Below are 4,462 nucleotides of genomic sequence, written 5' to 3'. Positions count from 1 at the left end.
GGGCGACAAGCCCGGCGAGCCTGGCGGTGCCCTCTACGAAGGCGTGATCGATGCGCTGAAGGACATCTTCGACCCCGAAATCCCGGTCAACATCTACGATCTCGGGCTGATCTACGGCGTCGAGGTGACCGAGGAAGGGCAGGCGATCGTCACCATGACGCTCACGACACCGCATTGCCCCGTCGCTGAGTCGATGCCGGCCGAGGTTGAGATGCGCGTCGCGGCGGTGCCCGGCATCGCCTTCGCCGACGTGAACCTCGTCTGGGATCCGCCATGGGACCCGCAGAAGATGTCGGACGACGCCAAGCTCGAACTCGGCATGTTGTGAGGAGGTCGCGATGACCGACACCAAGACACGCGTCCGCCCCGCCGCGCTCAATCTCACCCCAACCGCTGAGGCGCGCATCGCCGCGCTGATGGCGCGCGCACCCGTGGATGCAATCGGGGTCAAGCTGTCGACGCCGCGCCGCGGCTGTTCCGGGCTCGCCTATTCGGTCGATTACGTCACCGAGGCGAAGCCGTTTGACGAGAAGATCGAGACGCCCGGCGGCACGCTTTGGGTCGACGGCGGCTCGATCCTGTATCTGATCGGCTCGACGATGGACTGGGTCGAGGACGATTTCACCGCCGGCTTCGTGTTCAACAATCCCAACGCCAAGGGCGCGTGCGGCTGCGGCGAAAGCTTCACCGTGTAAGGGTTTTTCCCTCGGATCGATGCGACCGGACGTGACAAGAGGGCGTTGTCCCTCCTAATCCTGTCTCAAGCATTAACTGGGGGTCCTGCTTGAACGCTCCAACCGTCGTCGCCGCGCCGTCTACCGCCCGCGGGTCCTTGGCCACCGCCATCCTCGACACGCTCGTCCACCGTATCGGCAAGGACGAGCACGCCGCCCGACCGCACGACTGGCTCGCGGCGACGATCCTGACCGTGCGCAACGACATCATCGAACGCTGGATGGATTCGACCCGGGCGGCGCATGCGGCGGGTGCCAAGCGCATTTATTATCTCAGCCTCGAATTCCTGATCGGCCGGCTGTTGCGCGACACGCTGTCGAATTTGCTCAAGACCGACGAAGTCGCCGCCGCGCTCGCTGAACTCGGCGTCGGCCTCGCCGATCTGGAGGAGATCGAGCCCGACGCCGCGCTCGGCAACGGTGGTCTTGGGCGGCTCGCGGCCTGCTTCATGGAGAGCATGGCGACGCTCGATCTACCCGCCTACGGATACGGTATCCGCTACGTCAACGGCATGTTCCGGCAGCGGATCGACAATGGCTGGCAGATGGAGCTGCCCGAAACTTGGCTCGCCCATGGCAATCCGTGGGAGTTCGAGCGGCGCGAGAGCGCCTATTTCATCGGCTTCGGCGGCGAGGTGACGGGCAACGAGCAGGGCGCAATCCACTGGCATACGGCCGAAGCGGTCGAGGCGGTCGCGGTCGACACGCCGATGGTCGGCTGGCGTGGGCGCCGCGTCAACACGCTGCGGTTATGGACTGCCCGCGCCTTCGATCCGATCAAGCTCGACGCGTTCAACGCCGGCGACTTCCAAGGTGCACTCGCCGATCAATTACGCGCCGAAACGCTGACCCGCGTGCTCTACCCGAACGACAGCACCGCGGCGGGGCAGGAGCTTCGGCTTCGGCAGGAGTATTTCTTCTCCTCCGCCTCGATCCAAGACATCGTCCGCCGTCACGTCCAGTATTTCGGCGACGTGCGTACATTGCCCGACAAGGCCGCGATCCAGCTCAACGACACGCATCCCGCGGTGTCGGTCGCCGAGCTGATGCGATTGCTGATCGACCATCACGAGCTGACCTTCGACGAAGCGTGGGACGTGACCCGCGCCACCTTCGGCTACACCAACCATACGCTCCTGCCCGAGGCGCTGGAGAGTTGGCCGCTGCCGTTGTTCGAGCGGATGCTGCCGCGCCACATGCAACTCGTCTACGCGATCAACGCGAAGCTGCTACGCGAGGCACGCGCCACACCGGGCATCGACGACCGCGCGATCGCCGCCATCAGCCTGATCGACGAGGGTGGCGAGCGGCGCGTGCGGATGGCGAACCTCGCCTTCGCCGGCTCGCACAGCGTCAACGGCGTCGCCGCGCTCCACACCGATTTAATGAAGCAGACGGTGTTTGCCGACTTGCACCGGCTCTACCCGACGCGGATCAACAACAAGACCAACGGCATCACGCCCAGGCGCTGGTTGCAGGAATGCAATCCGGCACTCATCGCACTGATCCGCGATGCCATCGGCGAGTGCTTCCTCGATGATGCGACCGCGCTGTCCGAGCTGGCTCCGCTTGCCGATGACGCCGCGTTCCGCGAGCGCGTTGCCGGGGTAAAACGCGCCAACAAGGTCGCGCTGTCGCAACATCTGCGCGCCGACATGGGGCTGCGGCTCGATCCCGACGCGATCTTCGACGTGCAGATCAAGCGCATCCACGAGTACAAGCGGCAGCTGCTCAACCTGATTGAGACGGTCGCACTCTACGACCAGATCCGCTCGCACCCCGACCGCGACTGGACCCCGCGCGTCAAGCTGTTCGCGGGCAAGGCGGCGTCGAGCTATCACAACGCCAAGCTGGTCATTAAACTGGCTAACGACGTCGCACGCCGCGTCAATGCTGACCCCGCGATCGGCGGGCTACTGAAAGTCGCATTCGTGCCCAATTACAACGTCAGCCTGGCCGAGAAGATGGTGCCCGCGGCTGACCTGTCGGAGCAGATCTCCACCGCCGGCATGGAAGCGTCGGGCACCGGCAACATGAAATTTGCGTTGAACGGCGCGCTGACGATCGGCACGCTCGACGGCGCGAACGTCGAGATAAGGGACCGTGTCGGCGCGGACAACATCATGATCTTCGGCATGACCGCCGACGAAGTCGCGGCGAAGCGCAGCGGTGGCTACGATCCGCGCGCCGTCATCGAAGGCTCACGCGAATTGTCGCAGGCAATCAATGCGATCGCATCTGGCGTGTTCTCGCCCGACGATCCGAACCGCTACCGCGACCTGATGCAGGGATTGTACGACCACGACTGGTTCATGGTCGCAGGCGATTTCGACGCTTATGCCGCAGCACAGCGCGATGTCGACGCACGCTGGCGTGACCGCGACACCTGGGGTCGCTCGGCCGTGTTGAATGTCGCCAACATGGGCTGGTTTTCGTCCGACCGCACAATTGCGGAATATGCCCGCGATATCTGGGGCGTCATGTGACGCCGTCGAATGAGGCGATCGTGGCGCTGCTCGAGGGGCGGCACGACGATCCCTTTTCCTTGCTCGGCGCGCACGCGGGACCCGATGGCACTTTCGCGCGCACCTGGATTCCCGGCGCCGACCGCGTGGTCGCGCATTCGCTCGCCGGCGAGCCGCTCGGCGGATTGGCACGCGTCGACGATCTCGGGTTGTTCGAGGGTGTGATCGCTGGTGAACCCCAGCCGCTGCGCTACCGCGCGAGTGGGGCGGGGGGCGATTGGTGGATTGGAGACGCGTATAGCTTCGGGCCCGTGCTGGGCCCGATCGACGACCTGCTGATGGTCGAGGGTAGGCACCGTCGACTCTACGACAAGCTCGGCGCGCATATGATCCAGCACGAGGGTGCCGATGGTATTCACTTCGCGGTATGGGCGCCCAATGCACGGCGAGTGTCGGTCGTCGGCGATTTCAACAACTGGAACGGCGCGCGTCACACGATGCGCCGTCGCGGCGACGCCGGCGTGTGGGAAATTTTCATCCCCGATCTCGGTGCCGGGCGTGCCTACAAATACGAGATCGTCGGTGCCGATGGCGTGACGCAGCCGCTCAAGGCCGATCCCTTCGCCTTCGCCGCCGAGCTGCGCCCCGCCACCGCCTCGCTCACCACCGCTGCCCCGGCGCACGAATGGGGCGACGACGCGCATCGCGAAGCTTGGTCGGAAGTCGACCCGCGGCGCGTGCCGATCAGCATCTACGAGGTCCACGCCGGATCGTGGGAGCGCGACGAGCACGGCTGGTTCCTGACGTGGGACGCGCTCGCCGACCGGTTGATCCCCTCTGTCGTATCGATGGGATTCACTCACATCGAATTCATGCCGATCAGCGAATATCCCTATGATCCGAGCTGGGGTTATCAGGCGATCGGGCTCTACGCTCCTTCCGCGCGCTTCGGCGATCACGAAGGCTTCGCGCGCTTCGTCGATGGCGCGCACCGCGCCGGGCTGGGCGTGATCCTCGACTGGGTGCCGGCGCATTTCCCGATCGACGCGCATGGGCTCGCACGGTTCGACGGCACCGCGCTCTACGAGCACGAGGATCCGCGGCTCGGCTTCCATCCTGACTGGAACACTGCGATCTACAATTACGGCCGGCGCGAGGTGGCGTCGTTCCTGACCAACAACGCGCTGTTCTGGGCCGAGCGCTACCATGTCGACGCACTGCGGGTCGATGCGGTCGCCTCGATGCTGTACCGCGACTACAGCC

At 65.1% G+C, this 4,462-nt stretch carries 4 protein-coding genes; all 4 read left to right on the top strand.

Features of this window, described 5'->3' with window-relative positions; all coding sequences use genetic code 11:
* Positions 1 to 328: SUF system Fe-S cluster assembly protein (locus QZ847_RS14585; RefSeq protein ID WP_294357736.1), on the top strand; the 328-nt coding region annotated here is incomplete at its 5' end.
* Between the two features lie 10 nt (positions 329 to 338).
* Positions 339 to 695: an iron-sulfur cluster assembly accessory protein gene (locus QZ847_RS14580; protein WP_294192815.1), complete on the top strand. Its 357-nt coding sequence runs from the start codon at positions 339 to 341 to the stop codon at positions 693 to 695.
* 137 nt (positions 696 to 832) lie between these two features.
* Positions 833 to 3,220 (top strand): glycogen/starch/alpha-glucan phosphorylase, encoded by a 2,388-nt coding sequence (locus tag QZ847_RS14575; protein ID WP_294357733.1) that lies wholly within the window; start codon positions 833 to 835, stop codon positions 3,218 to 3,220.
* Positions 3,217 to 4,462: alpha-amylase family glycosyl hydrolase (locus QZ847_RS14570; protein WP_294357730.1), on the top strand; the 1,246-nt coding region annotated here is incomplete at its 3' end. The genes QZ847_RS14575 and QZ847_RS14570, both read left to right, overlap by 4 nt.

This window comes from uncultured Sphingomonas sp. (genome assembly GCF_913778135.1).
Taxonomy (GTDB): Bacteria; Pseudomonadota; Alphaproteobacteria; order Sphingomonadales; family Sphingomonadaceae; genus Sphingomonas.
The sequence above is the reverse complement of the archived record's forward strand: the minus strand, read 5'-3'. Positions and strand labels throughout refer to the sequence as shown.